Origin of the sequence: Thermaerobacter sp. FW80 (assembly GCF_004634385.1) — a bacterium.
Taxonomy (GTDB): domain Bacteria; phylum Bacillota; class Sulfobacillia; order Thermaerobacterales; family Thermaerobacteraceae; genus Thermaerobacter; species Thermaerobacter composti.
Genome location: NZ_CP037895.1, coordinates 316613 through 341300, shown reverse-complemented (window position 1 = coordinate 341300; position 24688 = coordinate 316613). Strand labels below are relative to the sequence as shown.

Sequence of the window (24688 nt, the reverse complement as noted above, 5' to 3'; positions counted from 1 at the left end):
TCCGCCAGGGAGTGCCTTAACTTGACATCCCGTTTAGCTTGAGGATATATTCCAATTGCTTGTTAGCACTCGTCGCGCTCGTCTGCTAACAGACCGGTCGTGGACAGGCCGGTCACGTTCACGAGCCTTCCTGTAGCGGTCATTGACGGAGATTCGTCGGCGGCCGGTTCCCGGCGCGTCCCGGGGACCGGTGCGCCAGGCGTGGGCGGCCGCGAGGTCGTCCCGAACGGATCGACCCGCTGGGTCGATCGCAGCGCGCACATCGCATCCCGAACCGGCCGACGAACCGGCCACCTGGACGGGGCCAACCGGCAGAGGGTCGACATGCGAGCCGACCGGGCGTGGCATGTCCGGCTACGGCCTGTCGCGCAACCGGTGGCGGTCCACCCCGTCGTGACCGAAGCCGCGCGACGGGGGACGACGGCTCGCGGCGGATCGCGTGCGCAGATGCGGCCGGTTCGTCATGCCGGGCGAGAGGGACCCGTGCGCCGGGGCGGGTGCGAGGCGCCCGTTCCGTGCGGGGCTCGTTGGCCGGGTCTCCCCGCCAAGCCGTTCATCGCCTCATCGCCGAACCGATGGCGAACCCATCGAGCGCAAAGCCGCGGCGGATCACCCCCGCGGGGTAGCCAGGCGCGCCTGCGCGGGTCCTTGCGGACTGGACCGGAAGGCACGGGTCGGCAGGAACAGGAGGTGACCGTTCGTGGTGGGTCGGTGGACGGAGCGGAGGTCGCGGAGGACGCTGCGCGTCGTGGGCGGGCGCGCGCCGTGGCGGGCGCTGGCTGCCGTGCTCGTGGCGTCGCTGGTGCTCCTGGCCGGTTGCGGCGGCCAGGGTAGCCAGGCGCCGGCCGGCGACCAGGAGGCGGGCGGTGCCGGTTCGTCCGGCGGGGAGCAGGGCGTCCAGACCGTCACCCTGCGCGCCATGACCATCGGCAAGCCCACGGAGCACTGGCGGTTCGACAACCTGAAGGAGGCCGTCGATCGGCTCAACCAGAAGCTCGAGCAGGAGGGCGCCAACGTCCGCGTCCAGCTGGAAGGCACCCACGAGGACCGGCCGTGGGACGAGTATAAGCAGCGCTTCATCCTGGCGGCGGAGGCCGGGAAGGCGCCGGACATCATCCTCAGCGGCCACGAGGACGTGGCGCCGTGGGCCGCGGCGGGGCACATCATCCCGCTGGACGAGTACGTCAAGGACAGCCCGGTGTACCAGGACGTGTTCCCGACGCTGTGGGAGTCCGTGACGCTGGACGGGAAGATCTGGGGCATCCCGCAGGATACCGAGGCGCGGCCGCTCTACTTCTGGAAGTCGCACCTCAAGCAGCTGGGATGGACCGACGAGCAGATCGCCCAGCTGCCGGAGCGCATCGAGAAGGGCGAGTTCACGCTGGATGACCTGCTCGACCTGGCCAAGCAGCTGCAGGATCGCGGCATCGTGCCGGAGGGGCAGGGCTTCTGGACGCGGCCGCAGGCGGGTGTGGACTTCTACATGTTCTACCTGGCCTACGGCGGCGCGATGCAGGATCCCGAGACGGGCAAGCTGGTGCTGGACAAGGAGGCGCTCCTGAAGGAGTACCAGTTCTTCGCACGGGCGCGCGAGCTGGGCGTGCTCAAGCCGTCGCTGCTGGGGACCGACTGGTCCATCTGGCACCGGACGGTGACCAGCAAGCAGGTGGGCCTCTGGGTCGGCGGCTCCTGGCAGGTGGCCGAGTGGCAGGACCAGTACGGCCTGAGCGACGCCGACGTCCAGGATCTGGGCTACGCGCTGCTGCCGGCGGGCGAGAAGGGCAAGCCGGGGGTCACCCTCTCGCACCCGCTGGTGTACATGGTGACGAAGTACTCGCAGCACCCCGAGCTGGCGGCGCGGCTGATCCTGGAGGCGACGAATCCCGAGTTCAACACGCGGCACGCGGTGGAGAGCAACCACCTGGCGATCATGAAGTCGCAGCTCGACCAGCCGGCGTACAAGGAGAACCGGCTGCTGGGTGACCTCGCGTACATGGTCGAGTACGCCGGGTTCGTCCCGCTGCACGAGCAGTTCGGCAACTACGACCAGGCCATCTACCGCGGCCTGTCGGCGGTCGTCGCCGGGCAGATGACGCCCGAGCAGGCCGTCGACACGGTGGTCCAGCAGCTGCAGTCGCAGCTCCGGGACGAGGTGATCATCCGGTGAGCCGGGTTCGGCGGGCGGTCGAACCGGCCGCCGGCGGGGCCGGGGCCGCGGCCGGCGCCGCCGGCGGGCCGGGGAGCGGGGTCGCTGCGGCCACGGCGTGCGAAGGGCCCATCCCGGACCCGGGTCGCGAGGCGCGGCCCGGGGCGGCGGGCCTCGCGGCGGCACCGGGCCGGAGCGGCGACGCCGCGGCGAGGGCGCTCCCTGGGGTCGGCCAGGGAGGCCCCGTGAGTGAATCGGGTGCAGGGACGGGCGCGGCGTCGCATGGCCGGGCGGCCGCGGTCCTCGCGGCCGCCCGGCCGGCGGCGCCGTGGCGGCTGGGGGCAGGGTTCCTCCTGCCCTTCGCGCTGGTGGTGGCCGTGTTCTTCCTGATCCCGGCGGTGCTGACGGTGATCCTGAGCCTGACCGACGTCAGCGTGGTCACGGGGCTCCGGGATTTCCGCTGGGTCGGCCTGGAGAACTACCGGCGCATCCTCACCGACCCGGTGGCGGGCCTGGTGTTGCGCAACACGCTGCTCTACGTGGGCGCCACCCTGACGCTGTTCAACGTCGGGCTGGCGTTGGTGCTGGCGCTGGCCACGGCGTTCCTGCCCCAGCGCTGGGGCGGGTTCTTCCGGGCGGTGTGGCTGTTGCCCCGTATCACGCCGTCGGTGGTCTACGTCTTGATGTGGAAGTACTTCGCGGCCGAGCCGCCCTACGGCGTGATCAACCAGGTGCTGGCCGCGCTGGGCCTGCCGGCGGGCGGCAACTGGCTCTACGAGCACCCGTGGCCCATGGTCATCGCCATCAACGGCTTCGTCGGGGCGTCCATGGGGATGATCATCTTCAGCGCCGCCATCCAGGCCATCCCGCGGGAACAGCTGATCGCGGCCCAGGTGGACGGCGCGGGCACCTGGGCGCTGGTGCGGCGGGTGGTGCTGCCCCAGCTGCGGTGGCCGGCGCTGTTCGTCGCCGCGTACCAGACCCTGTCGCTGCTGGCTTCCTACGAGTACATCCTGCTGGCCACCGATGGCGGGCCGGGCTTCTACACCACCGAGGTCTGGGCGCTCTACGCCTTCCACACGGCGCTGTCCAACTACTTCGGCAACGCCCAGTACGGCCTCGGTGCCGCCCTGGCCACGGTGCTGGTGGTCATCGGGCTGGTGGCATCGCTGCTCTACCTGCGCTTCTTCAACTTCCGGCAGCTGACCCAGCGGCCGCGCATCGAGGTGAGCTGAGCGCGGCGCGGCTCGCGGGCATCGAGGCGGGTGGAGCGCGAGGGGGATCGAGCCCTCAGGTGAGCGGATCGCGGCGCGGATCGCGGGAAGGGAGGTGGCGGCGTGCTCGGCAGCCTGAGCGAGACCCAGCGGCCGGCGCGGTGGGCGTGGCTGTTGCTGGTGCCCGTCACGCTGCCGGTGCTGCTGCTCTATGCGTGGCTACTGCTGGCGTCCTGGAGCGACGGGATGGAGGGCTTCCGGCCGCTGGGATTCACCCTGGAGAACTGGTCGTTCCTTTGGCAGCCCGATCCCTTCGGGCCCAACATCGCCCAGCTGACCCTGAACACGTTGCTCTTCGCCGCGCTCGTGGCCGTGGGGGAGGTCCTCCTGGCCAGCACGGCTGCCTACGCCCTGGCGCGCCTCTCCGTGCCGGGGCGGCGGCTGTGGCTGGCGATGCTCATCGTCCTCCACGCGTTCCCGGGGATCACCCTGCTGGTCGCGCTGTTCCTGCTGCTGCGGCAGCTGGGCCTCTATGACACCCTGGCGGGCGTGGTGCTGGCCAAGATCGCCCTGGAGCTGCCCTTCCACGTCTGGGTGCTCAAGGGCTTCTACGACCAGGTGTCCTGGGACCACGAGATGGCGGCGCTGCTCGATGGCGCCAGCCGCCTGACCACGTGGTGCCGGGTGGTGCTGCCCATCATCCGGCCGGGCCTGATGGCGTCGGCGGTCTTCGCCTTCCTGTCCGGGTGGAGCGAGTTCCTGCTGCCCTACGTGCTGGCGCCGGGCGCCGACGTCCAGACCCTGCCGGTGTACCTGGGGTCGCTGCTCTCCCAGGCCGACGTGGCCCGGTACGGCACCGTGACGGCCGTGGCCGTCTTCTACATGATCCCGGTCATGCTGGTCTACCTGTTCCTGCAGCGCTACCTGATGGTGCTGTACACGGGGGGTGTGAAGCGGTGAGGATCCGGCTGGACGGCGTGACGAAGCGCTTCGGTGCGGTGACGGCCGTCGACGGCTTGACCCTGGAGCTGGAGCCCGGTCGGCTGGTGGCGCTTTTGGGGCCGTCCGGCTGCGGCAAGTCCACCACCCTGTACATGCTGGCCGGGGTGCTGCGGCCGACGGCGGGCGACATCTACTTCGACGACGTGCGGGTCAACGACGTGCCGCCCCAGCGGCGCAACGTGGGCATGGTCTTCCAGAGCTACGCCCTCTACCCGCACATGACGGTGTTCGAGAACATCGCCTTCCCGCTGCGGATGCAGCGGCTCCCCGAGGCGGAGATCCGGCGCCGCGTCCACGAGATGGCGGAGCTCGTGCGGGTCGAGGCGCTGCTGGACCGGCGGCCGGAACAGCTCTCGGGCGGCCAGCAGCAGCGGGTGGCGCTGGCTCGCGCCCTGGTCAAGCGGCCGGCCCTGCTCCTGTTGGACGAGCCGCTCTCGAACCTGGACGCCCAGCTGCGCCAGGCCATGCGCGCCGAGATCCGGCGCATCCAGCGGGAGCTGGGCGTGACCGCGGTCCTGGTCACCCATGACCAGACCGAGGCGATGACCATCGCCGACTGGGTCGTGCTGATGAACGCGGGCCGCTGCGTCGCCCAGGGCACCCCGTACGAGCTCTACCAGACGCCGCCGAACCGCTTCACCGCCTCCTTCATCGGCCACCCGCCCATGAACTGGCTGCAGGGTCGGGTGAGCGGGACGCGCCTGCAGGTGGACGGCCTGCCCGTGTACCTGCCGCTGCCGGCGGCGGCGCGGGACGACGAGGTGGCCATCGGCATCCGGCCGCACCACGTGCAGCTGGTGGCGCCCGGTCGCGGGCACCTGGACGGCCGGGTGACCATGATCGAGCTCCTCGGCCACGAGAAGCTGGTCACGGTGGAAGCCGGTCGCAGCGTGACCTCGATGCCGGCCGGCGCCGGGGATGGCGCGGCCGGCGCGGGCTTGCGGCTGCAGGCCCTGGTGCCGGCGGACGCCGCCGTGGTCGAGGGGGAGGCGGTGGGCGTCCGGCTGCCGGTGTCGCGCCTCCACCTGTTCCGGTTGTCGGACGGCAGCCGCGTGGCTCTGCCGGGCGCGGCGGCGCGCCGGCCGGTGGCAGGGCCGATGGCGGCGGCCCCCGGCGATGCGGTGGCGGACGAACCGGCCGAAGAGAGCGCGGGCACGGCCGGTTAAGCCCGCGGGCCGGCGTCTAGGCTGGCGCGGGCCGGCGTCTACGCCGAGGCCTCGTCGGCCACCGTCCTGGCCGCGGCCCTGCGCCTGCGGGACGAGGGCTGGCTGCGCGCCGGCGACCGGGTGGTGCTGGTGGTGACCTCCCACGGCTTCAAGGACGGTGCCGAGATGGCGCGGGCACCCGGCCGGTGACGGGCGTGCCGTGCACCTTCGCGTCGTGGGCCTCGGGCCGATACGGCGGGCAGAAGACGGCTCGACACCGTTGCTGCGGTGCGGCGTGGCCGAGCCGTCAGGCCGGGGCGTTCCGCAGCGCCGTCCGCCGCTCCTCCTCCCGGTTCTTCAGGAAGAGGGATGCCAGGGCACCGGCGGCGGCGAGGACGCCCAGGACCACGTAAGCTTGCTCGTAACCCGCCACGTCGCCGGCGTGGGAGGCCACCATGGCCCCCATCGCGGCGCTGCCGACGATCTGTCCCATGTTGCTGGCCACGGTCAGGAGGGACTGGGCGGCCGCCCGATGCTCGCCGCCGGCCTCGTTCAACACCACGTAACGCAGGGGTGCGCCGGTCAGGCTGGCCAGTCCGAATCCCACCACCACCCCGTCTGCTACGAAGAGGGGAAGATTGCCGGTGACCCCGGGGACCGCCAGCAGGCCCGCCGCCAGCACGACGGTGCCGCCCACGAGGACCGCCCGCGAACCCAGTTGATCCAGCAGACGGCCGACCACCGGCGCGCCGACCGCACTGGCCAGCACCGCCGGAGCCAGCAGGTACGCGGCGGTGGCGGGCGTGACCCCGAAGGCGGCCACGGCCAGGGACGGCACGAAGACCAGCCCCGCCTGCAGCAGACCGCTCAGGCCCGCCAGGCCGTTGGCCAGCCGCAGCTGCCGATTGCGCCAGAGAGCCGGGTCGATCAACGGCGCCGGCGCCGCGTTCTCGACCCGTTGGAAGGCCACCAGGGCGGCGACGCCCGCCAGCAGCAACCCCCACACCCGCGGTGCGCTGAGGCTGCTCAGGATCTGGCGGCTGTCCACCTGGTTGATCGCCAGGGCGATGGCCACCAGCCCGCCCCCCAGCAAGGCCATGCCCAACCCATCGAAGGCCCGGCGCCCTGCCGGTCGCGGGGGCGGCAGCACGCGGCGGGCCCACACGAGGATCAGCGCCGCCAGGGGCACGTTGATCAGGAACAGCCACGGCCATCCGAAGGGCAGCAGCACGCCGCCGATCACCGGCCCCACCAGGAAGGCCAGGCCGAACATGGCGCCGGTCATGCCGAGGGCGCGCCCCCGGCGCTCGGGCGGGAAGGTCTCGCCGATGGTGGCGCTGGCCACGGGGAAGATGCCGCCCGACGCCAGCCCCTGCACGGCACGTCCGACCAGCAGGACGGCAAAGGACGGGGCCGCGGCCACCACCACGGACCCCAGGGCGAAGAGGCCGACGTCCAGCATGTAGATCGGCCGGCGCCCGTAGAGGTCGGACAGGCGGGCCATCAAGGGATTGCCGACCAGGTTGCAGAGCACATAGGTGGTGAAGATCCAGCTCAGCTGGCGTTCGCTGACGCCCAGGTCCCGCCCGATGGCGGCCAGCGCCGGCCCGACGATGGCGATGTCGAGCGCGCCCAGGAAGACGCCCAGCAACAGGACCCCGAGCACACGCGGGGTGCGGTCCTGCGTGCCGCGGTGGGCGGTCCCGGCCCGGCGAGCGTTCCCCACCGTGGACGAACCGGCACCGCGGCCCGTCGCGGTCGGTGCGCTGGGACCCGACGAGGACGACAGGCGGCGCGACACGTCCCCTCATCTCCCATCCCTCAACCGGCCGGGAGCGTCTGGTCGCTCCCGCCCCTGCTCCACGGCCACAACGGGAGTGTAGCACGGAGCAAGATGGCGTGTGCCATCGGTTGGAAGAAGAAGTACGCCATCCTCTAGGGGGCCGGGGCGCAAGCCTGGTTACAGCGTCAGCCTGGAGATCGTCGTGCGTTCCGCACGTCGTCGTACGCGGGTTCGCGTAGGTCGCCATGCCGGGACTCGAACCGCACCGGAAGGCGACGCAGCATCAGCCGGATGCCCTCTGCCATGCCCGGACGAACGCGGCCGCCGCCCGGCCGGGATCGGGCGCCCGGGCGATGGCCGACGCCACGGCCACCCCCGCCATGCCCGCCCGCCGCAGCGCGGGCAGGTCGGCCACGGTGATCCCCCCGATGGCCACCACCGGCAGGCGGGTGGCCGTGGCGACGCGCTCGAGTCCCTCGAGGCCGATGACCCGGGCGTCGTCCTTGGTGGCGGTGGATCGCAGGGCGCCGGCCCCCACGTAGTCCGCCCCCGCGGTCTCGGCGGCCCGGGCCTCCGCCGGCGTTCGCACCGATACGCCCAGCAAGCCGTCGGGCCAGAGCCGCCGCACCACGTCGGCGGGGAGGTCGTCCTGGCCGACGTGGACGCCATCGGCGCCCACCGCCAGGGCGAGGTCGAGGCGGTCGTTGATCACCAGCAGGGCGCCGTGGTGCGCCGTGAGCCGGCGCACGGCGCGCGCCAGCCGGTAGGCGAGGCCGTCGGGCACCGCCTTGGCCCGGAACTGGACGGCCCGCACCCCCGCCCCCAGCACGGCCTCCAGCACCGGCGCCGGATCGCCCGTCCCCACCAGGCCGACGTCGTAGACGAAGTACACCGCCAGCTCGCCGGTGCGCCGACGCGGCGCCCGCGGTGCCCGTCCATCGGCGTCGGCGCCCGCGGCGTCCTCGGCCCCGGTGGTCGCGGCGGGGGGCTCGAGCCCGGTGAGCCCTTGGGCGCCCTCGTGAGCCTTGGCCGTCGCATCCGCCGAACCGTGGTCCGGGCGCTGGGGCGCGAGCGGTCCCCTGGGATCCCCGGTGGGTGGCGCGTCGCCGACGGACTCCGGACCGCGGCTCGGTCCCCCGCCGGGACCGCGACCCTCCGGTGACATCGGGGTCCACCACCCACCCGGCCGGATGACCGTCCCCGCCGGCACCGGCATGCGCTGCTGCCCACCCGGCCGGATGGCCGTCCCCGCCGGCACCGGCATGCGCTGCTGCCCACCCGGCCGGATGACCGTCCCCGCCGGCACCGGCATGCGCTGCTGCCCGCCCGGCCGGATGGCCGTCTCCCTTGGCACCGGCGCCGGACCGGGAGCGGCGCCGGACCCCATGGACCTTGGCCCGCTCATCGCGCCGCCTCCTCCTCGTTCCATCGGATGTCAAGTCCCTCCGGTTCTTCCGTCCCCGCCGCGCCGAGGGCGTAGAGCGCATCGAGGAACGCCGGCTGGAAGGAGCCGGGGCCCGCCGCCCGCGCCGCAGCCCGCTGGGCCGCCAGCCCGTAGACGGCCATGGCCAGGGTCGCGTCCCGCAGCGGATCCGCCGACCCGGCCAGGAAGGCCGCCACCGCCGTGGTGGCGCCACAGCCGCCCCCGGTCACCGCCGTCAGCCACGGGTGGCCGTTGGCCACGCGCCAGACCTGGTGCCCGTCGGTGACCACGTCCACCGGCCCGCTGGCCACCACGACGCAGTCGTACCGCCGAGCCAGCGTCCGGGCCGCCGCCGCCACCTCGGCCTCGGCCACCCGGCCGCTGTCGACGCCGCGGGTGGGGCCCTTCCCGCCGCCCGCCAGGGCGAGGATCTCGCCGCCGTTGCCCCGGAGCGCGGTCACCCCGCCCTCCAGCAGCTGCCGGGCGACGTCGGTGCGCAGGGGCGTGAACCCTGCCCCGACCGGGTCCAGCACGACCGCCAGTCCACGGCGGCGCGCCTCGGCCTGCGCCGCCCGGAAGACCGCGGCGTCGTGCGCCCGCAGGCTACCGATGTTGAGGACCAGGGCCCCGGCGGCCCCCGCGATGGTGGGGAACTCGGCGGGTTCGGGGGCCATCAGGGGCGACGCCCCGAGTGCCAGGGTGATGTTGGCCGTCCAGTGCATGACCACCTGGTTGGTCAGGTGGTGGATCAGGGGACGACGCCGGCGCAACCGTCCGAGCACCTCGCGCGCCGCCGCCTCCCATGGCGGCGGCGTCGACGCGGGCTGGACGGGCGACGCCTCCGGGTTCCGCCCCCGGGTGGGGTGGGGTCCCACCGGGGATGCGGACGCCGGGCTCCGGTCGTCGACGGGCGTTTCGCGATGGATCATCGAGGGCCCCTCCTTCGCACGGCTCTGCCCAGGCCGCAGCCGGCCCGAGCCCCCCTGCCGCCTCCGCCGCACGCCCTTCTCCCGCGGCCGACGGCGAACCGAGCGCCGGGGCCGGTTCGTCGCGGGACGAACCGGCCCCCAGGCCCCACCTGCTTCCCGCCATCAGCGGGCGGCCGGCCCCTGCCCGCCGCCAGGGGGTTCCGTCGATCGCAGGCCAGGGGGCTCCATCGGCGGCAGCCAGCGCAGCAGCAGGCCTGCCACCAGGGCCCCCAGCAGGCTGCTGACGCCGAAGGGCACCACGTAGAAGAACCAGGCCCCCGTCGTCTGGCCCAGGAGCCACCGGGCCAGGGGAAAGGCGACGAGGCCGCCCACCAGGCCGGTCCCCAGTACCTCGCCGGCCATCGCGGCGACGGGACGACGCCAGACCCGGTGTGCCAAGCCGGCCAGGGCCGCGCCGAAGAGGCTACCGGGGAACGCCAGGAGCGTGCCAAGGCCCAGCAGGTTGCGCAGAAGACTGATCCCGAAGGCCACGGCGACGGCACCGCCGGGGCCGAACCAGACGGCGGCCAGCACGTTGACGGCATGCTGCACGGGCGTGGCCGTGGCCACGCCGACGGGGACGCGGATCATCCCCGCCAGCACGGTGCCGAGGGCGATCAGCACCGCGGCCCGGGCCAGGGTGCGCAGCTGGCTGGCGGGACCCGCTGGCGCTTCCGCCGGTCCGTCGCCCTTCGCCGAGGCCGCGGCGGGAGCCCTACGCATCCCTCGCCACCCGGCCCGCACCACCCGGTGGCGCCCCCTCCTGGTTCGACGTGGGGGGCTGCTCGCCGCGTCCCCCGGTGCCTCCGTCGGGGTCCGCCGGGGATGCGGCCGCGGCGGCCGATGCGGGCCCGGCCGCCGGCTCCCAGGGGTAGAAGGAGCACGTCGGGCCGTGGCCGCGGCCGATGGCCGGCGCGCGTCGGATCGCCTCGGTGATGTACGCCTTGGCCTCCTGCAGGGCGCGCAAGACCGGGTAGCCCCGGGCGAGGTACGCGGTGATGGCCGCCGAGAAGGTGCAGCCGGTGCCGTGGGTCGACCGGGTGACGATGCGGGGCGCCCGGAGCAGGTGCCACTCCCGGCCGTCGTAGACCACGTCGACGGCCTCGGCGGCGTCTTCCGCCACGTGGCCGCCCTTGACCACCGCCCAGCGCGCCCCCAGCGCGTGGAGCGCCCGGGCCGCGCGCCGCGCGTCGTCCAGGCTGCGGACCGGGATGCCGCTGAGTTCCTCCGCCTCGTGGCGGTTGGGCGTCAGGACCGTGGCCAGGGGCAGGAGCAGCCGCCGCACCGCGTCCCGCGCCGGTTCGTCCAGGAGGGGGGCGCCGCTCTTGGCGATCATCACCGGGTCGACCACCAGGGGGAAGGGACCCAGGCGATCCCGCCAGTAGCGGATGCGCTCGGCCACCGCCTCGACGATGGCCGTGGTGCCCAGCATGCCCGTCTTGGCGGCGTCGGTCCCGATGTCGTCCAGGACTGCGTCGATCTGGGCGGCCACCATCTCCGGGGGCACCAGGTGGACATCCCGCACCCCCTCGGTGTTCTGGGCCGTCAGGGCGGTGATGGCCGACGTGCCGAAGACCCGCAGGGCGTTGAAGGTCTTGAGGTCCGCCTGGATCCCCGCGCCGCCGCCGCTGTCGGAGCCGGCGATGGTCATGGCCCGGGGCGGGGGGGCCGCGGGGCCGGTTCGTCCGGAGGAACCGGCGAGGGTCGAGGCGACCATGGCGCGTCGCTCCCTTCATGGCGTCGGTGGGGGTCCCGGCTGCCGGGGAAGGACGGGGTGCGGGGCATCACGAAAGAAGGGCCGCGGGAAGAACGCGGCCCCGGTGCCTGGAAGCGATCGAGCGGCGATCGTCGAGGCTGGACCGCACCGTTCCCTCCGGTGGCATTACCCACGTCAGGTTCGAGGGGTTCGAGCCGCTGGGCTCGTCTCAGCCGGCGTGACGCCAGCACCCCCACGGTGCTACCATCTCCAGTATCGGATCCCGCCGGCCCCAGGTCAACGGCTCCCGGTCGACGGGGGTCGGAATCGGCGCCTGCCCCGCCCGAGCGGGAGTGGGGACCGGTACCCCAACCCCGCGAGCGGGAGTCGCAACCGGTGCCCGACCCCGCGAACGGGAGCCCGAGCCGTCGCCCGACCCGCCCGTCGAGCGCCGTCGCGGCGGGGGCCGCCACCGGCGGCATGTCCACGATGAAGGGCGCCAGGGTGACCCGCCCGCGCGGCGCGGTCGCGGCGTTGGGGGGGCGGCGCGCGGCGCCGGCCGCGGCGGCCGGGCAGCGGCGCGCAACGGTCGCACGGCGGGTGGGCGGGAACCGCGGTGACCGGGGTGAGGGGAGAACGGACGTGCAAGGAAAGCAGCGGTCAGCCCGACGCCCCGGCAGCGCGGGGGCGGGAACCAGGGCGCGTCCGACGGAGCGGGGCCGCCGACGCACCCAGCGGTCCGACGCGCCTGGGGACGCGACGGCGAGCACCGGCGGGACGCCGGGGAAGCGAGGGAACGACGTGCGGGAACGACTGAAGCCCCTGGTCCGGGGCATGGCGTTGGTGGCGTTCGCGGCGATCGCCGTGCTGTGGCAGCGGCGCACCGGCGGCTCCGTCGCCGGGCTGGTGGTGGCGACGGCGGGGATGGCGGTGGCGCTGGTGGCCGCGGTGGCGCTCTTCGCCCGGGTGATGTCCGGACTCCAGCGGCGGGGCGCGGAGGTGGGTGCGGGCGGGGTGCCGGCGGGACCGTGGCCCCCGGCTGGCGCGGGCGACCGGGGCGGCTCCCCCGCCCGTCGAGGTCGGGGAGCGGCCGTCGCCGGCTCCCGCCGTCCCCGGCGCCCCACCCGGAAGAGCGGGGGAGGCCCATGGCGGGCGTCCTGATCGCCCTCGCCGCCGGCATGGCGGCGGGGCGGGCCGGCCTCGTCCGGCACCGCGTCGAGGCCTGGGGGCCGACGGCATCCCGCTGGGCGTTGGGGCTCATGCTGGCGTGCATCGGATTGCGGCTGGGCCTCGATCCGGCGGTCGGCGGGCAGCTCGGTCGGCTGGGCGTCCAGGCCGCGGTGTTCGCGGTCGCGACGGCCGGCGGCGCGGTGGTGGCGGGGATCCTCGCGGCGGGCGGGATGGCCCTGGTGCGGAGGCGGCTTGCACGGGGCCGGATCGCGCCGCGACGGGTCCCGGGGCGCGGGACCGCTCCCACGGCGTCAAGGACGGACTCGGGGGCCGACGGGACGGCGGCCGGGGCAGGGGCGCCCCGCCCGGTGGCACCGGGCCCCGCGGTCGCGGCGCTGCGGATGAGCGGGGCGGCCGTGCTGGCGGTGGCCGCCGGTTGGGCGGCCGGAGGGCTCGTCCTCCACCTGGCGGGCTCGCCGGACGCGGTGGCCGGAACCCTGGCCGGGACCCCGGTCGCGAGCGGCTTCGATGCCGGGGCCGTCGCAGCCGGTTCGTCCGCAGTCGCCGACCCGACCAGGGACGGGGCGGGGCCGGGGATCGCCCTGGTGCACTGGGTCCGCCGGATGGCGGGAGCCGCTGCCGGCTACGCCCTGCTCCTGCTGATGGCCCTCTTCGGCTGGGAGTTCGGTCGGCAGTGGCCCGCGACCCGCGCCAGCCTGCGGGCGGCCCGGGCCAAGGCGGTGGTCCTCCCGGTGGTGGGCGGGCTGGGCAGCCTGGGCGGCGGTTGGCTGGCCGGTCGGCTGCTGGGCGAGCCGCCCGGCCTCGCCCTGGCCGTCGCCGCCGCCTTCGGGTGGTACAGCATGGCGGGCGTCGTGGTCGCCCAGCTATGGGGACCGGCCGCCGGTGCCCTCGCCTTCCTGGCCAACGTGTTCCGCGAGCTGCTCACGGTGGTGGCCGTCCCCCTGCTCGCCCGCCGGGCGGGCGGCCGGGCGTGGCTGACGGTGCTGCCGGGCGGCGCGACCACCATGGACACGACCTTGCCGGTCATCGCCGCCGCCGTCCGCGATGCCGGCATCACGGCCCTGGCCTTCGTCCACGGGTTGGTGCTCACCCTGGCCGCTCCGGCCCTGATCGGTTGGCTGGCCCGCCCGTAGCCCGCCTCGGTGCGGCCCTTCATCGGCTGCCTGACCCGCTCCGGTAGCCCGGCTTGGTGCGGCCCCCCATCGGCTGCCTGACCCGCCCGGTAGCCCGCCTCGGTGCGGCCTTCATCGGCTGCCGGACCCGCCCTTAACGTGCCTCGCTGCAGCCTTCATCGCCGGCCTGACCCGCCCCGCCCTCGTCGCGCCGCAGCGCGCGGCGCCGGCGAACGGCCCTCGGCGCCTTCGCGGGCCTCTGCCTTGAACCCGCCCTGGTCCCCGACCGGCCGACGCCGTGCGGCTGGCCGCCCGCCCTGTCGGTCCTCGGGGCATCCCCTCGACCCCCGACCCCTCGACTCGGTTCGCGACGCCCGTGTCGGTTCGCGACGCCCGTGGACGGCCGGCTCGTCCGGGCCGCGGGCCTTCGGCGGTGCCGCCTCTCGCCTCCGACCTCGCTTCCGTCCGCGGGCGGCGCCTTCGGCCCCGAGGTGCCGGTGCGGGAGGAGCCCATTGCCCTGGCCCGTGACACCCGCCCGGCGGATGCGACATACGCCTATCGGGGAACCCCAGGGAGGGGGGCGGATGGGCTCGATGGCGCTGGACCTCGGGCAGCTGCTCGACGGCTTGACCTTCGTCGCCAGCGGCGATCCGTTGCCGGCGCGGGTGGCGGAGATCCGCAGCCACTCGGCGCAGGTCGAACCCGGCGACCTCTTCGTCGCGGTCCCCGGTCGTCGTCACGACGGCGCGGCCTTCGCGGGCGAGGCGCTGCGCCGCGGCGCGCGGGTGGTGGTCGCCGAGCAGGCGCCGGCGCTGCCGCTTCCGCCCGGCGTGACCTGGCTCCGGGCCCCCTCGGCGCGCAGGGCCCTCTCGCGGCTGGCGGCCAACCGCTACGGCCATCCCTCCCGCCGCCTGGTGGTCGTCGGCGTGACGGGCACCACGGGGAAGACGACCACCACCTTGCTGTTGCACCACCTGCTGACGGCGGCGGGGATCGCGACCGGCGTGATGGGCTCACTGGTGGTCGACACCGGCCGTCGCCGCCGGCCGGGCCACTTGACGACCCCGGACCCCCTCGACCTCCACCGCCATCTCCGGGAGATGGTGGACGACGGCTGTCGGGCGGCGGTCATGGAGGTGTCGTCCCAGGGCGCCGATCAGGGACGGGTCGACGACGTGGCCTTCGACCTCGGGGTGGTGACGAACCTCGCGCCGCTCGAGCACCTGGAATACCATCCCACCTACGAGCACTACGCCGCCGCCAAGGGACGATTCGTGGCGATGGTGCCCGCCGACGGCGGCCTGTTGATGCACGCCGGGGAGGCGGCCCTGCGGCTCGGTCGCTTCGCCCGGGCGCCGGTGGTCCCGTTTGGACGGGGCCCCCAGGGAGCGCTGCGGCTGCTCGCCGAGGCGATGGTGCCGTTGGCGGAACCCGGCGGGCACGGGGCCGGGGCCTGCCGCGATGGCACTCCCCCGCGGCGCGACGGCGCCCTCCCCCACGGTGCGCAGGGGCCGGCCCCGGCCTCCCTCCCCTGGACGAACCGGCTCTGGCTGGAGCTGCCGTCCGGGTGGCCGTCGTCCGTGCGTAGGCGCGCGGCCGACCTGGCGCCGCCGGCGGGCCGGGTTCGTCCGGAAGAGGGGACCGCGGCGCGGCGCCTTGCCGTCGACACCCAGCTGCTGGGCTCCCACCACGCGCTGAACGTGGTGGCGGCCGTCGGCGCCGCCCTGTGGCTTGGCCTCAGTCCGCAGCAGGTGGCCCAGGCGGTGCCGCGTTTTCGCCCGCCACGGCGGCGCACCGAGGTGGTCCTGCGCGAACCGTTCACGGTGATCGACGACACCGCCGGCCGGCCGGACAGCCTGGCGGCCTGCTTCGGCGTGGCCTCCCGCCTGCCCCACCGGCGGTTGGTGGCGGTCTACGCCGTGCGCGGTGGACGCGGGGAGGCGATCAACTACGCCAACGGGCTGCAGCTGGCCTGCGAGGCGCGGCGGACGGGGGCGGAGGTCGTGGTGACGGCCAGCCACGGCGACACGGCGCCCCGTGATGCGGTGCAGCCCGGCGAATGGGAGGCGTGTCTGGCGGGCCTGGCAGCCGGAGGCCTCGAACCGCCGCAGGTCCTCACCTTCGCCCGGCTGCCCGACGCCGTGGCCGCGGCCGTCGCGCGCCTTGGAGCGGGGGACCTGCTGCTGCTCCTCGGGGCGCAGGGGATGGATGCGGGGGCCGCCTATCTACGCGCCATCCTTGCCGAGGGCCGGGGTGCCGACGGGCGACGGCACGGGCCCGATGCCGCCGCGGCGCTGGACGGCTCCGTTGCCGAGGCCGTCCCCCCTGCGGCGGGTCGCCGGGTCGTCCCAGGCGGGGCGGCCGGGCCGGCCCGCGGGGCGGTGACGATGCCCGCCCGTCAGGCCTTGGCACGGACCCCCGGCGGCGACCGGCCGTAGCCTGGGCCGGGTGGGATGGGCGGTAGAGGGGGCCGCGCCGGTGGTGGGTGGGCCGGAGCAGGGCGTTTTGCCTTTCCGCCGGCGGTCGAACCGGCGCCCGCTCGGGCGCGGGGGCGTCACCTGGGGTCATATGGGGACGTGCGGCCTCGGCTTGTCGGGCGTCGAGCGTGGGGTCTCGGGCCGCCGCGCATCGGGCGCGGGGGATCGGCGTGGGGTCGGCCGGGGACGTGGGGTCGTGGGGACGGAGCCGTGGGGTCGTGCGGGGCCGTGGGGTGGTCGGGGCGGGGTGTAGGGTCGCGGGGGCGACGGGCGGGCGTCGGGACGGGGTGGGGGGTGTGGGGGTGGGGGACGGCCGTCGGGGCGGCCGGGGGTCGTGGGGGCGACGAGCGGGCGTCGGGACGGGGTGGAGGGCATGGGTGTGGCGGACGGCCGTCAGGGGGCCGCGGGTCGTGGGGGTGTGGGGGCCGTCGTCGGGCCTGCGGGGGGAAGGCTGTGCTATCATTCATCGTTAGGCGACGGAGGCGAGCCCCGGTCGGCCAGGGGGCCGCGAGGCCAGGCCGACCAGGGGCCCGCCGGCCGAGGTCGGCCAGGGCCCGGGCTCGGGACCGCCGGCCCGTGGACGGGCGGCCCCAGGGCCAGCGGGATCCGCCCCGGACGCGACCTGGCCCCGCTCCCGGATCCGGCGCGAGACCCGCCCTCGGCTCGCCCCGGGTCCGGCAGGGCGGAACCCGCCCGAGCGTCCGCTGCGGCACCCGGGTCGGCCGGCGGGGCGGGCCAGCGCGGGCGGCCTGCCCGGCGCGGCGGGCGGCACCGTCGCCCGAAGGCGTCCGCGGTCCGGGTGCAGGCCGGGAGGGCGTCCCGCCCTGCCGCGGGCCGACAAGCGAGGCGACGTGTCATGGATCGAGAGCACGGGGACCACGGGGCACCCTCCCCCGACGGGTCTCCCGAGGCCGGAGGCGAAGGACCCGGCGCCGAGCCCGGCCGCCGCCCCGGCGCGGGGCGGCCGGTGCGCCAGGGCTACTCCCGCCCGCGCCGCGACCACCCCTACGACCCGCGGGTGCTGAACGATCTGGCCCAGGTCTTCATGGAGACCACGCTGCGGGAAGACGGCACGGTGGTCCGCCCCGACCGCCGGGAGGCGCTGGCCCTGGCGGAGCAGGTGTTGGACATCCTGTACTACTCCGGCTTCTACAACGCGGCGGACGTCGCGGGACTGCGCTTTCACCTCTACCCCCGCCTGGAGGCGGACGGGCAGCCCGACCTGATCTACGCCAACACCTGGATGGACGGCCGCTGGATGGAGATCGCCGTGATCGAGGTGCCGCGGCCCAACGCGCGCCCTCCCGAAGACGGCGGCGACGCGGATCCCGGCGGCGGAGAGGCCGGTTCGTCCCGCCCCGGGACCGGCGGGGCTGCCCCCAGGCGGACCGCCCAAGGCGGACGGGACCGCATGGCGGACGAACCCGGCCGCAACGGCCGCGTCCCCGCCGACGCGCGCGTCCGACCCGCGGTCCCGCGCCCCCAGGGCGGACCGACGGGCTGGGACGGCTAGGGTCGCCGGCGACACGCCGCGGCCCGCCTCTGCGCCTCGCCGGCGGCACTCGGGGCGACGGGGCTTGCCCCGGATTTGCACTTGTGCAAAAATGTTGGGTGAAGCGAATTCCGCAGCGATTCCGCAGCGCATCCGTCGAAGGAAACGGGGGCATCGCCATGGATGACCCGAAGGGCCGCGACGGGCCGAGATCCCCCGCGGCCAAGGCACGACGGGCGTGGGCGCCGTCCAGGGGGGATTCGGCGTCCGCACCGCCGCCCGCCGTCGAGCTGCGCAACCTCTACGTGGCCTACGATCACCGACCCGTGCTGCGCGGCGTCCGCCTGACCGTGCCGCCGGGGCTCTTGGTGGCCTTCGTCGGCCCCAACGGGGCCGGCAAGTCCACGCTCTTCAAGGCGATCCTGGGACTGGTGCGGCCGGCGGCGGGCACGGTGCGCATCTTCGGCAAGCCCGTGGCCACCCAGCGGCGGCGCATCGCCTACGTGCCCCAGCGGGAGCTGATCGACTGGGACTTCCCGGCCACTGTGGCCGACGTGGTCATGATGGGGCGCGTGCCGCACCTGGGGTGGTTGCGCCGCCCCGGCCCCGCCGACCGTCGCCGGGTCGCGGAGGCCCTGGAGGAGGTGGGGATGGCGGCCTACGCCGACCGGCCCCTGGCCGCCCTCTCCGGCGGCCAGCAGCAGCGGGTGTTCATCGCCCGCGCCCTGGCCCAGGACGCCGATCTCATCCTCCTCGACGAGCCCTTTGCCGGCGTGGACGCGGCCACCCAGGAGGTGGTGCGGCGGCTGCTGGCCCGGCTGCGGGACGCGGGCCGGACGATCCTGGTGGTCGACCACGACCTGGGCGGGATCGACCACTACGACCGGGTGGCGCTGGTCAACGGGCGCATCATCGCCTTCGGGCCGCCGGCCGAGGTCATGACTCCCGAGCGGCTGCGCCAGACCTACGGCGGCCGCCTGACCTACCTCGATCGCGTCGCCCTGGCGGGGGTGGTGCGCCCGTGAGCGGTGAGCCCGGCTGGCTGGGGATCCTGGTGGAGCCGCTGCGGTACCCCTTCATGGTGCGCGCCCTGCTGGCCGGCGTGCTGGTGGCCGTGGCCGGCGCCGTCACCGGCAGCTTCCTCCTGGTCCGCCGCTGGTCCCTCCTGGGCGACGCCATCTCCCACGCGGTGCTGCCCGGCGTCGCTGTCGCCTACCTGCTCGGCTGGCCCTACTTCACCGGCGCCCTCGCCAGCGCCCTCCTGACGGCGGTCGGCATCGGCTTCCTCGAGCGCAACACCCGCCTCAAGTCCGACGCGGCGACGGGATTGCTGTTCCTCGGCGCCTTCGCCGCGGGTCTCGCCATCCTGAGCCGCGCCCGCAGCAGCGTGGACGTGTTCCACATCCTGTTCGGCAACGTGCTCGGCGTGTCGCGGACGGACCTGGTGCTGATGGTCGGGGTGGCCGCGGCCGCCGTGGGGCTGGTCCTGCTGCTCTTCAAGGAGCTGCAGCTGTGGGCCTTCGATCCCCTGACCGCCGAGGTGGCGGGCCTGCCCACCCGCGCCCTGCACTACCTGATGATGCTGCTCGTCTCGGCGACGCTGGTCGCCGCCCTGCAGGCCGTCGGGGTGGTCCTGGCCCTGGCCATGCTGGTGACACCGCCGGCCACGGCGTATCTCCTCGTGCGACGCTTCCCGGCGATGATCGGGCTGGCGGTGGGGCTCGGCGTCGTGGCCGCCATCACGGGGCTCTACCTCTCGTTCTACCTCAACGTGGCCTCGGGACCGGCCATGGTGCTGGTGGCCATGGGGGCGTTCGCCGTGGCGCTGGTCCTGGCGCCGGAACAGGGGCTGCTCGCCCGCACCCTGGAGCGTCGTCGCCTGGCGCGAGTGGTGGCGGCGGAGGACGTGCTCAAGGCGCTCCACGAGCTGGGCACCGAGGAGGGCGCGGCGGACGGCAGGTCGGCTGCGCCCGTGGCAGTGGAGGCCCTGGTGGCCTGGACGGGTCTCTCCCGGCGCGAGGTGCACGGGGCCCTGGCTCGCCTAGTGGCCCGCGGACTGGCAACGTGGGAGGCCGGCGACCGCCCCCGGCCCGGTGCCCGCCGCGCCGGGGGACTGGCAAGCGTCCGCCGGCTCGGCCGCTTCGGCCGGCTCGCCGGGCTCGGCATGGGGGTCCCCGGGGGCGCCCGCCTGACGGCGGCGGGGGTGCGGGAGGCGCGCCGGCTCATTCGCACCCACCGCCTCTGGGAGCGGTACCTGACGGACGTGGCGGGCATGGCGTGGGAGGACGTCCACGAGGTCGCCCACCAGCTGGAGCACGCCACGCCGCCCCACCTGGCGGAGGAGATGGCCGAGGCCCTGGGCCATCCCGCGCGGGATCCCCACGGGGCGCCGATCCCGACCGCGGCGGGCGAGGTCCCGGGGGAGGCGGGGCCCCGGCCGGTCGGCCTGGATCGAATCCCGGCGGGTCGGGAGGCCGTGGTGGTCCGGGTGGACGACGAGGACTCGCACCTCCTGGCCCGGCTCCGCCGCAGCGGCCTGGTGCCGGGCGCCCGGGTCCGGGTGCTGGGGCGGGAGGCAGGGCGCATCCGGCTCCAGGTGCGGCCGCGGGACGCAGGCGACGGGCAGCCGGGGGCCGGCGCACCCGCCGGGCCCGGCTCCACCCTCTGGCTGGGCGACCGGGAGGCGGGCTGTCTCTACGTCGCCCCGGTGGACGCGGCGCCTGCCGAGGGGGCGCAGCGCGCCTCGGACGAGGGGCCGCCCAGTGGGGCGGCGGGGGCGGCGGGGACGGTGGGGACGGCCGACGACGGGGATCCCCCCGGCGAAGGGTCGACGCGGCCGGGCGACGGTGCCGACGGCCCGGTGAAGCGGCCATGAGGGGCACCGGCCGGCGGACGGGGTACGCCCTGCCCGCCGAGGGACGCGACCCGTGCTCGTCCGGGCACGGGGCATCGCGGCCCCGCGGCGTGGGGCAGGCCGCCCCCCGCCGGCCCATGGGGCCGGCGCCTCGACCCCCCGCGCCGTGGACCGGGTCCTGCGCCGCCTCCCCCGGGCCCTGCCGGTGATCCTGCTGCTGGTGCTGATGGCCTTCGCCGCGGTGCTCGCCGCCGGTCGCGGCTGGAGGGCGCAGATCGCCGGCCCCGGGGATCCGCGGCCGCTGGTGGTGGCCAGCACCACGATCCTGGCGGACCTCGCCACCCAGGTGGGCGGGCCGCGGGTACGGGTCCACAGCCTGCTGGCCCCCGGCCAGGACCCGCACAGCTACGAGCCCGTGCCGCGGGACGCCCTGGCCGTGCACCGCGCCCACCTGGTGTTGCTCAACGGGTACGGGCTCGACCTCTGGGCCGAGCGCCTGCTGGACGCACGCCCGGACCGCCGGGCGCTTCCCCGGGTCGTGCGGGTCGCGGAGGCCGTGGATGCCGATCCCCTGCCCTGGCCCGGCGATCCCGGCCGCGCCGATCCCCACCTGTGGATGGACCCGGTGCGGGTGATGGGCTACGTGGACGTGATCCGCGACGCCCTGATCGGGATCGACCCCGCGGGCGCCGCCTTCTACCGGCGGCAGGCCGACCGGTACCGGGCGGAGCTGGCGGAGCTGGACCGCTGGATCGCGCGGCAGGTGGCGGCGGTGCCCCCGGAGCGGCGGCTCCTGGTCACCACCCACGACGCCTACCGGTACTTCGGCCGGCGCTACGGACTGCGGGTGGTGGACACCGTCTGGGGCATCAGCACCGAAGAGGAGCCGTCGGCGGCCGACCTGGCCCGCCTGATGGGGAACCTGCGGCGCTACGGCGTCCCGGCCTTCGTCGAGTCGACCATCAACCCCAAGCTGATGGAAGAACTGGCGGCCCAGGCGGGCGTACCCATCGGCGGTCGCCTCTACGCCGACTCGGTGGGGCCGCCGGGCAGCGGCGCGGAGACGTACCTCGGCATGATGCGCCACAACGTGCGGGTCATCACCGCCGCCCTGCGATCCGGACGATGAGGCCGCTGAACGGGATGCGGGTCGGACTCGCGGCGGGTCCGGCGACCTGCCCGCCGCTGGCACCGCCGGGCGGCTTGGCACGGCGCTAACCGCGGGCTACCATGGCCTTGGCAGGACGTTCCTGGCCGGGGAGGGAGAGGATGGCCCCCTGGTGGCGGCGGGTGACCGCCGGGTTGACCGTCGCGGTGCTGGCAGGCGCCGTGGCCTGGCTGTTCACGCCGGCCGGCGGTGCCTGGCGCGAGGCGGCCCTGGCCGTCCTGGGCGGGGGCCGCGAACCCGACGCCGAGCGGATCCAGGCCATCAGCCAGAGCCTCGCCGCCGCCACGCCCGAGGAGCTCGAACGGGCCGAGAAGAACGTCCGCGCCGTCCACGAGCGGATGAACCAGATCGCCGGCTGGGGGCACCTCTCGCTCCTGCGCGACCGGCAGAGCCCGGCCTGGGACGCGGTGCGCGAGGTGCTGGAAGGCGACGCCCTGCGCTTCCTGCGCGACGTGGCGCCGCGGCTCACGCCCGCCAGCGTGGGGAGGGACCTGCAAGCCTTCGCCAAGGCGCTCGAGGAAGGCTATGCCCGGCGCGACGCCGATCGCGTCCGGGTGGCCCATCGCATCGTCCACGACCTGGACTACTTCGTGTTCAACCACGAGACGGTGCCGGGCGGCGACCGCCACTACTGGGGGGTCACCATCACCCTGGAGGGCGAGGACTCCCTCGCCCAGGAGGTCCTCGGCCCCGCTGGGGAGGCGGGCACCCCTGCGGGCGGCCGCCCATGATCGCGCCCGCCTCCCGCGCTCCACGGCAACCCCGAGGGCGTCGACGGCAACGCACGCCACGCTCGATCGCTCGAGTCAGGCGGCGCGTTGGGACGGCCGGGGCCCGGCCCGGGCAGCCGGGCCGGGCCCCGGCCGGGGCGGCACGGGCGGCCGTGGGCCGGGGGCCGCGCGGCCGCCCGCGGCAGCCGGAGGGGGCGCGAGGGCCGGACCCAGGCGGAGTGGACGGCGTGGGCCCGGCAGGGCGAGGTGCCACCGGGAGCCCGGGCGCGGCCGGGCTCCCAGAGCCCGGCCGCGCCCGGGCGGGCGGAGCCACCGCCTCAGTGCCGCGAGGCAGTGCCCGCCACGCCCGCCCGCTTCCGCTCCAGCGCCCGCCGGGCCGCCGTCACGATGGCGTCGGGGCTGAGGCCGTACTTCTGCATCAGCTGCTCCGGGTCCCCGGACTCGGCGTAGGTGTCCTGGATGGCCACGAACTCGGCCGGCACCGGGACCGTCTCCGCCAGGGCCATGGCGATGGCGCTGCCCAGGCCGCCGGCCTTGAGGTGCTCCTCGGCCACCACCAGGGCCCCCGTCTCCTCGGCCGCCGCCTGCACGGCGTCCCGGTCCAGGGGCTTGACGCAGGCGAAGTCCAGCACCCGCGCCTCGATGCCCTCGGCCGCCAGCCGCTCGGCAGCGACCAGGGCGGCGGCCACCATCAGGCCGTTGGCGGCGATGGTCAGATCCCTTCCCTCGCGCACCGTGACCGCCTTGCCGATGGCGAAGTCGAAGGGACGCGAATCGTAGACCAGGGGCGCCTTGGGCCGCCCCACCCGGATGTAGACCGGCCCCGGGTGGTCCAGGGCCGCGGCCACCACGCGGCGGGTGGCCGGTTCGTCCGCGGGGACCAGGACCACGAAGCCCGGCAGCGCCTGGGCCAGGGCCACGTCCTCCACCGCCATTTGGCTGACGCCGTCCTCACCGATGCTGATGCCGCCGTGGCTGCCGACGAACTTGACGTTCAGCCCGGCGTAGTTGACCGCGATGCGCATCTGGTCGAAGGCCTTGCACATGAGGAAGGCCGCGAAGCTCGCGCAGACCGGGATCTTGCCGCAGGAGGCCAGCCCGGCCGCCAGGCCGACCATGTTCGCCTCGGCGATGCCCACGTTGAAGAACCGGTCCGGAAACTCCTTGGCGAAGTACCGCGTGTAGGTCGACTTGGACAGGTCGCCGTCCAGGACCACCAGCTCCGGGCGCTGGCGTCCCAGTTCGACCAGGGTCTCGCCGAAGGCCTGGCGCGTGGGCTTCCCCGTTGGGAGGCCGAACATCCCCATCCCCTCCTCGCCCTTCGTCCCGTCCGGGTCCGCGGAGGCCCGACCTCGGGTCGGCGGCGCGCCCTGCGCTCCGGACCGCCGGGGACCTAGGACGGACCGGCGCCCGGGGCGCTCGCCGGCGTGCCGCCCTCCAGCTCCGCCAGCGCCCGCTGGGTCTCCTCGGGTGTCGGCGCGCGGCCATGGAACTCGTTGTTGTTCTCCATGAACGAGACGCCCTTGCCCTTGACGGTGTGGGCGACGATCATCACCGGGCGGCCCGTGCCCGCCCGCGCCCGCTCCAGGGCCGCGACCACCTGCGCCAGGTCGTGGCCGTCGATCTCCTCCACGTCCCAGCCGAAGGCGCGCCACTTGTCGGCCACCGGCTCCAGGGAGACGATGGCGTCCACCGCGTCATCCAGCTGGTAGCGGTTGTAGTCCAGGATCGCGATCAGGTTGTCCAGGCGGTGGTGCCCGGCGAACATCGCCGCCTCCCAGACCTGGCCCTCCTGGATCTCGCCGTCGCCCAGCAGGACGAACACGCGGTAGTCCTTGCCGTCCAGCTTGCCGGCCAGGGCCATCCCCGCGGCGATGGAGAGCCCCTGGCCCAAGGAGCCGGTGGATGCCTCGATGCCCGGACAGTCGCGCCGCGACGGGTGTCCCTGGAGGGGGCTGCCCAGCTTGCGCAGCGTCTCGAGCCAGCCCACGGGGAAGTAGCCGGCCTCGGCCAGGGCGGCGTAGACGATGGGCACCCCGTGCCCCTTGCTCAGGACGAACCGGTCGCGGTCCGCCCAGTTGGGGCGGGCCGGATCGTGGCGCATCACGTGGAAGTACAGCGCGGTGACGATCTCCGTCGCGGACAGGGAGCCGCCCGGGTGGCCCGAGCCCGCCGCGGCGATCATGCGGATCACGTGGCGGCGCAGCTGGCGCGCCCTTTCTTCCAGCGACGCCAGCGTCTCTGCCGGAACCGTCGGTGCAGGCACGTGCATCGCCTCCTGCCGG

The 24688-nt window shown here is 75.3% G+C and carries 19 protein-coding genes and 1 riboswitch; of the genes, 12 read left to right on the top strand and 7 right to left on the bottom strand.

From position 1 onward, the window contains the following. Positions 1-748 precede the first annotated feature (748 nt). From E1B22_RS01390 to E1B22_RS01375, 4 genes are all read left to right on the top strand, one after another. A complete protein-coding gene (locus E1B22_RS01390) occupies positions 749-2167 on the top strand; it encodes an ABC transporter substrate-binding protein (protein WP_243123570.1) in 1419 nt (472 codons plus the stop codon). A gap of 224 nt (positions 2168-2391) precedes the next feature. Further along, on the top strand, positions 2392-3381 hold the full coding sequence (locus E1B22_RS01385) for a carbohydrate ABC transporter permease (RefSeq protein WP_207669902.1): 990 nt from the start codon (positions 2392-2394) through the stop codon (positions 3379-3381). A 102-nt stretch (positions 3382-3483) separates the two neighbouring features. Further along, positions 3484-4320, top strand: coding sequence for a carbohydrate ABC transporter permease (locus E1B22_RS01380; protein WP_135224261.1), 837 nt, complete (start codon positions 3484-3486; stop codon positions 4318-4320). Further along, positions 4317-5528: an ABC transporter ATP-binding protein gene (locus E1B22_RS01375; RefSeq protein ID WP_135224260.1), complete on the top strand. Its 1212-nt coding sequence runs from the start codon at positions 4317-4319 to the stop codon at positions 5526-5528. The genes E1B22_RS01380 and E1B22_RS01375 overlap by 4 nt, the downstream gene beginning before the upstream one ends. Positions 5529-5814: 286 nt before the next feature. Here the strand turns inward: E1B22_RS01375 and E1B22_RS01365 are convergent, their stop codons facing one another. The 5 genes from E1B22_RS01365 to thiD form a co-directional block, all read right to left on the bottom strand. Next, a complete protein-coding gene (locus E1B22_RS01365; RefSeq protein WP_243123568.1) occupies positions 5815-7173 on the bottom strand; it encodes an MFS transporter in 1359 nt (452 codons plus the stop codon). A gap of 400 nt (positions 7174-7573) precedes the next feature. Continuing rightward, on the bottom strand, positions 7574-8695 hold the full coding sequence (thiE, locus tag E1B22_RS01360; RefSeq protein ID WP_243123567.1) for a thiamine phosphate synthase: 1122 nt from the start codon (positions 8693-8695) through the stop codon (positions 7574-7576). Beyond that, a complete protein-coding gene (gene thiM / locus E1B22_RS01355) occupies positions 8692-9642 on the bottom strand; it encodes a hydroxyethylthiazole kinase (RefSeq protein ID WP_135224259.1) in 951 nt (316 codons plus the stop codon). The genes thiE and thiM overlap by 4 nt, the downstream gene beginning before the upstream one ends. A gap of 162 nt (positions 9643-9804) precedes the next feature. Then, positions 9805-10404 carry an energy coupling factor transporter S component ThiW gene (gene thiW / locus E1B22_RS01350; protein WP_135224258.1) on the bottom strand — a complete coding sequence of 200 codons (600 nt, stop codon included), beginning with the start codon at positions 10402-10404 and terminating at the stop codon, positions 9805-9807. Beyond that, positions 10397-11398 (bottom strand): bifunctional hydroxymethylpyrimidine kinase/phosphomethylpyrimidine kinase, encoded by a 1002-nt coding sequence (thiD, locus tag E1B22_RS01345; protein WP_243123563.1) that lies wholly within the window; start codon positions 11396-11398, stop codon positions 10397-10399. The genes thiW and thiD overlap by 8 nt, the downstream gene beginning before the upstream one ends. A gap of 134 nt (positions 11399-11532) precedes the next feature. Beyond that, a riboswitch (TPP riboswitch) is annotated at positions 11533-11642 on the bottom strand. Positions 11643-12178: 536 nt separating this feature from the next. Here thiD and E1B22_RS01340 point away from each other — a divergent pair. From E1B22_RS01340 to E1B22_RS01305, 8 genes are all read left to right on the top strand, one after another. Then, entirely contained in the window at positions 12179-12538 is a 360-nt protein-coding gene (locus E1B22_RS01340) for a hypothetical protein (RefSeq protein ID WP_135224257.1), read from the top strand. Beyond that, positions 12523-13701, top strand: a complete 1179-nt coding sequence (locus tag E1B22_RS01335; RefSeq protein ID WP_135224256.1) for a lysine exporter LysO family protein — start codon at positions 12523-12525, stop codon at positions 13699-13701. Before E1B22_RS01340 ends, E1B22_RS01335 begins: the two co-directional genes overlap by 16 nt. 564 nt (positions 13702-14265) lie before the next feature. Then, positions 14266-16119: a Mur ligase family protein gene (locus E1B22_RS01330; protein WP_243123561.1), complete on the top strand. Its 1854-nt coding sequence runs from the start codon at positions 14266-14268 to the stop codon at positions 16117-16119. Between the two features lie 895 nt (positions 16120-17014). Beyond that, the gene (locus E1B22_RS01325) at positions 17015-17671 is read left to right on the top strand and encodes a hypothetical protein (RefSeq protein ID WP_135224255.1); all 657 of its coding nucleotides are present in this window, start codon (positions 17015-17017) and stop codon (positions 17669-17671) included. Between the two features lie 158 nt (positions 17672-17829). Next, positions 17830-18675, top strand: a complete 846-nt coding sequence (locus E1B22_RS01320) for a metal ABC transporter ATP-binding protein (RefSeq protein WP_243123558.1) — start codon at positions 17830-17832, stop codon at positions 18673-18675. Further along, positions 18672-20525, top strand: a complete 1854-nt coding sequence (locus E1B22_RS01315; RefSeq protein WP_135224254.1) for a metal ABC transporter permease — start codon at positions 18672-18674, stop codon at positions 20523-20525. Before E1B22_RS01320 ends, E1B22_RS01315 begins: the two co-directional genes overlap by 4 nt. Before the next feature lie 145 nt (positions 20526-20670). Next, positions 20671-21633 carry a metal ABC transporter solute-binding protein, Zn/Mn family gene (locus tag E1B22_RS01310; protein ID WP_243123556.1) on the top strand — a complete coding sequence of 321 codons (963 nt, stop codon included), beginning with the start codon at positions 20671-20673 and terminating at the stop codon, positions 21631-21633. 140 nt (positions 21634-21773) lie between these two features. Next, positions 21774-22403 (top strand): hypothetical protein, encoded by a 630-nt coding sequence (locus tag E1B22_RS01305; protein WP_135224253.1) that lies wholly within the window; start codon positions 21774-21776, stop codon positions 22401-22403. Positions 22404-22720: 317 nt separating this feature from the next. On the opposite strand, the gene E1B22_RS01300 is transcribed toward E1B22_RS01305, so the two are convergent. Both E1B22_RS01300 and E1B22_RS01295 read right to left on the bottom strand, forming a co-directional pair. Continuing rightward, on the bottom strand, positions 22721-23704 hold the full coding sequence (locus E1B22_RS01300; protein ID WP_135224252.1) for a transketolase family protein: 984 nt from the start codon (positions 23702-23704) through the stop codon (positions 22721-22723). A gap of 92 nt (positions 23705-23796) precedes the next feature. Then, positions 23797-24669, bottom strand: coding sequence for a transketolase (locus E1B22_RS01295; RefSeq protein ID WP_135224251.1), 873 nt, complete (start codon positions 24667-24669; stop codon positions 23797-23799). Positions 24670-24688 lie beyond the last annotated feature (19 nt).